At 64.7% G+C, this 4,618-nt stretch carries 4 protein-coding genes; 2 read left to right on the top strand and 2 right to left on the bottom strand.

Annotated elements, in window-relative coordinates:
* Positions 1-109 precede the first annotated feature (109 nt).
* Together ACVOLI_RS20145 and ACVOLI_RS20140 are read right to left on the bottom strand one after the other, a co-directional pair.
* Positions 110-763, bottom strand: coding sequence for a YiiX family permuted papain-like enzyme (locus tag ACVOLI_RS20145; RefSeq protein ID WP_481615740.1), 654 nt, complete (start codon positions 761-763; stop codon positions 110-112).
* Positions 763-2,019 carry a 6-phosphofructokinase gene (locus ACVOLI_RS20140; RefSeq protein WP_481615739.1) on the bottom strand — a complete coding sequence of 419 codons (1,257 nt, stop codon included), beginning with the start codon at positions 2,017-2,019 and terminating at the stop codon, positions 763-765. Before ACVOLI_RS20140 ends, ACVOLI_RS20145 begins: the two co-directional genes overlap by 1 nt.
* Positions 2,020-2,162: 143 nt before the next feature.
* On the opposite strand from ACVOLI_RS20140, the gene ACVOLI_RS20135 reads away from it, so the two are divergent.
* Together ACVOLI_RS20135 and mpl are read left to right on the top strand one after the other, a co-directional pair.
* On the top strand, positions 2,163-2,726 hold the full coding sequence (locus ACVOLI_RS20135; RefSeq protein ID WP_057627841.1) for an adenylate kinase: 564 nt from the start codon (positions 2,163-2,165) through the stop codon (positions 2,724-2,726).
* A gap of 311 nt (positions 2,727-3,037) precedes the next feature.
* The gene (mpl, locus tag ACVOLI_RS20130) at positions 3,038-4,507 is read left to right on the top strand and encodes a UDP-N-acetylmuramate:L-alanyl-gamma-D-glutamyl-meso-diaminopimelate ligase (RefSeq protein ID WP_481615738.1); all 1,470 of its coding nucleotides are present in this window, start codon (positions 3,038-3,040) and stop codon (positions 4,505-4,507) included.
* Positions 4,508-4,618 lie beyond the last annotated feature (111 nt).

The following is a 4,618-nucleotide window of genomic DNA, read 5'->3' as shown; positions in this document are numbered from 1 at the left end:
TTTATTAACTCGGGGCTCCGGTGGCCGGGTGGCCCCGCCCGTCTGGGGGGGGGGGTGTGACGGGGCATGGGGTGCGGGGGCTGGGGCGGGCCACTACACCGTGCTTCCGTCAGCGCCGGTCAACCGTCACCAGCAAGGGTGAGGCGAAGATGGCCGCTGGCGAAATCACCGGCTCGGCCAACGGGACATGGTTGCCGTAACGTTCGCGTAGTTTGCTGCGGACCACCGGCGCCCGCAGGTTGAAGCTGTCCAGGCGCGCCAGTGGCGCCAGTTCGATGCCAGCGGCGTCGCGGTACAGCTTCCACACCAGCTCAGAACAATAAATGCGCTGGTCAGACCACTCAAAGCTCAGGTCGTAGGGGCGGCCCACATAGCGTGTGGCGGCGGTGTGCATCCGGGCCTTGTTTGCTGGTGTCAGCGGTCTCGATGGACGCTTGATCACATAGCGACGCTGCGCACCGCGATCCAACCAGGCCTGCAAGGACGTATACCGCACCGGCTGCACCGCTTCCAATACGTGGGCTTGACCGCCACGCAGCAGGACGACACCCATATGGCTGTAGCGCGAACCGGTGGCGGCCTGTACCGCTGCACTTTGGCTGGAGGTGGAGGTGTGGAAGACGATGTCGCCATCCTGCGGTGTGTAGGCGCCGGCCAGTTGCGCGGACGCCATGCACAGCAGCAGGGCGATGCACTGCATCGCCCTGGAACCAGCGGTGAAGCGACGTGGAGGCCGCAGACAGCACCGGCGACGGCGCGACATCAGCCTTCCCAGCTCGGGAGCTTCTTCGCCACGGCGACGTTCTTCAACGTCACGTACTTCGGCAGGCCATCGCGGCCGTACGGCAGCGGCGCTTCGCCGCGGATCAGCGGCTGCAGGTAGCGGCGCGCCTTCTCGGTGATGCCGAAGCCGTCCTTGCGGATGAAGCTGGCCGGCATCTTCTTTTCGTGGTTGGCGACCTTGGACAGCGGCGCGGCTTCGATCTTCCAGCGATACGGCACGTCCGAGCTGCGCACGATTACCGGCATCACCGAGTTCTGTCCCTTCAGTGCGAACTGCACCGCTGCCTTGCCTACCGCCTGTGCCTGTTCCCAGTCGGTCTTGGACGCAATGTGGCGGGCTGAGCGCTGCAGGTAGTCGGGCAGGGTCCAGTGCACCTTGTAGCCGAGTTCGGCCTTGACCTTGCCTGCGAGGTACGAGGCGACACCGCCGAGCTGGGTGTGGCCGAAGGAATCCTTGACCCCGCCGGCATCGGCGACGAACTGGCCGTCGACGGTGTGGATACCTTCGCTGGCCACGACCACGCAGAAGCCGACCTTCTCAACGACCTGCTTCACCTTGGCCAGGAACACCGGCTCGTCATAGGCACGCTCCGGCAACAGGATGATCTGCGGTGCGTCGTCGGGGTTCTCGCCAGCCAGGCCCGCAGCTGCGGCCAGCCAACCGGCATGACGTCCCATCGCCTCGTAGATGAAGACGCGGGTGGAGGTCTCGGCCATCGCTGCCACGTCCAGCGCCGCCTCGCGCACCGAGATCGCGGTGTACTTGGCCGCCGAGCCGAAGCCCGGGCAGGTGTCGGTGACCGCCAGGTCGTTGTCGATGGTCTTGGGTACGCCCACGCAGGTCAGCGGGTAGCCGTATTCCTTGGCCAGCTGTGAGACCTTCAGTGCGGTGTCGGCCGAGTCATTGCCGCCGTTGTAGAGGAACCAGCGCACGTCGTGCGCCTTGAAAACCTCCAGCAGGCGCTCGTACTTGGCGCGGTCGGCCTCCAGCGACTTGAGCTTGTAGCGGCAGGAGCCGAACGCGCCGCCCGGGGTGTGGGCCAGCGCGGCGATGTTGGCGGCCGACTCCTTCGAGGTGTCGATCAGCTCCTCGCGCAGTGCGCCAAGGATGCCGTTGCGCGCCGCCAACACCTTGATTTTCCTGGCCCTTGCCTCGGCAATGACGGCCGAGGCGGTGGCATTGATGACGGCGGTGACGCCGCCGGACTGGGCATACAGCAAGGTGCCTTTGGACATGGGCAATACTCTCCAGAGCGGGAGGACATTCCGGGACATTGGCCGGATGCGGTAAGCTGCACATATTGCGGTGCAGCGTGAATCGGCCCATGAGTCTAACGCCGCTGTCCGTCCCGTTTCCTCAAAACATATGGGAGTCAGGAATGCGATTGGTTCTGTTGGGACCGCCCGGTTCGGGCAAGGGCACACAGGCGACGAGCCTGAAGGAACAACTGCAGGTTCCGCACATTTCCACCGGCGACCTGCTGCGCGCCGAAGTGGCTGCCGGCACCGAGCTGGGCAAGCAGGCCAAGGCGGTAATGGATGCCGGCAACCTGGTGTCCGACGACATCCTGCTGGGCATGCTGGAATCGCGCCTGTCGCAGGCTGATACCGCCAAGGGCTTCATCCTCGACGGCTACCCGCGCAACGTGGCCCAGGCCAACGCGCTGGGCGAACTGCTGGCCAAGCTGAACCAGCCGCTGGACGCCATCGTGCAGCTGGATGTGCCGACCGAACTGCTGGTCGAGCGCATCGCTGGCCGCGCCCAGGAGCAGGGCCGCGCCGATGACAATCCGGAATCGGTGCGTCAGCGCCTGCAGGTCTACAACGATTCCACCGCGCCGGTAATCGACTTCTACGCCGCCAAGGGCACCCTGGCGCGCGTCGATGGCGTGGGCGCGCTGGACGAAGTGCTGGCCCGCATCCTGGCGGCGATCAAGCGCTGATCAGGCAGGGCTGCGGCGGATTCCGCTGCAGCCCCGAGCGACGCAAACTGAAACGCCCGGGTCCAAGTACTGGATCCGGGCGTTTCATTTGAATAAAAGCCAGCTAAGGGCGTGCTCAAGGCCCCATCAGCATGAGCTCCCTGGGGATGGCCTCTTGGGGAGTAGGACCTGAGGGATACTGAGGCTGGCGTCACGTATTTTCATTGTGAACGTGCCGTGATGGTATCGGGGAATCCCCTACATCCTTTAGGGGTACACCTACATGAACTCGGGCATACCCCTTATCCGTGTGCATCGGCGACAATCGGTTGATGAGCAAGATCCATATTCTCGGCATTGCCGGTACTTTCATGGGCGGCGTGGCCGCCCTGGCCCGCGAACTCGGTCATCAGGTCGAAGGCAGCGATCAGGCGGTCTATCCGCCGATGTCCACCCAGCTGGAAACGCTGGGGATCAGCCTGTCGCAGGGCTATCTGGCGGGCAACATCAGCGCCGACTGCGACGAGGTCGTGATCGGCAACGCGCTCTCGCGCGGCAACCCGGCGGTGGAGGCGGTACTGGATTCGGGCCGACGCTATACATCAGGCGCGCAATGGCTGTCCGAACAGGTGCTGCCGGGCCGCGACACGCTGGCGGTGGCCGGCACGCATGGCAAGACCACCACCACCACCATCCTGTCCTTCTTGCTGCAGGCGGCCGGGCGTGAGCCGGGCTTCCTCATCGGTGGCGTGGCGGAGGATTTCGGGGTGTCGGCGCGGTTGGGTAGGTCGCTGGCTGGCGACGTAGCCCAATCCGCCCCTGCGGGGCACCCCCGCCTTCGCGGGGGCAGGCCCTTTGTCCCCCCGGCGGGGGAAGGGAGCAACGTGTCGGATCGACCACTTTTTGTTGTTGAAGCTGACGAATACGACACCGCGTTCTTCGACAAGCGCAGCAAGTTCGTCCATTACCGCCCCTTGGTCGCCATCCTCAACAACCTGGAATTCGATCACGCCGACATCTTCCCGGACGTGGCCGCTATCCAGCGCCAGTTCCATCATCTGGTACGCACGGTGCCTGGTCGTGGTCGGCTGATCGTCAATGGCGAGGACAAGTACCTCGCCGAAGTGCTGGCGATGGGCTGCTGGACGCCGGTGGAGCGCTTCGGTTTTGATCCGTCGCTGGAATGGAGCGCACGCCTGATCAACCAGGATGGCAGCGCCTTTGCGGTGCTGCATCGCGGTGCCGAGTTGGCGACCGTTGAATGGTCGCTGCTGGGCCGGCACAACGTGCTCAATGGCCTGGCTGCCTTGGCAGCCGCACACGTGGTGGGCGTCGATGTCGCCAGCGTGGCGTCGGCTTTGGCAGGTTTCCACAGCGTCAAGCGACGCATGGAAGTGATCGGTCAGGCGCAGGACATCACCATCTACGATGATTTCGCCCATCACCCAACCGCCATCCACACCACGCTGCAAGGCCTGCGCGCAAAGGTTGGCGATGCACGCATCGTGGTGGCGATGGAGCCGCGCAGCAATTCGATGCGATTGGGTGCGCATTCGGAGGCATTGGCGCCGTCGCTGGATATCGCCGACGCGGTGGTGTTCCTGGCCCGGCCGGAGCTGCCGTGGGATGCAGCCAAGGTGATCGACGCGGTGCGTGGCGATGCGCAGGCGGTCAGCGATACCGACGCATTGTTGGCCAGGCTCGGTGATGTCACGCGTGCGGGCGACCACGTGGTGTTCATGTCAAACGGTGGTTTTGATGGCGCGCCGCGGCGGTTCCTGGCGCAGCTGCAGTCTGCATAGAACGGACTGCAGCTTCACCTGTAGTGCCGAGCCATGCTCGGCAGAGGCCTTACCGCAAAACCCAAACCGTAGTGCCGGGCCATGCTCGGCAAGGAACCTCACCTGTAGTGG

This window comes from Stenotrophomonas sp. STEN029 (assembly GCF_056760015.1).
This window is presented reverse-complemented; position numbering and strand designations above follow the sequence as displayed.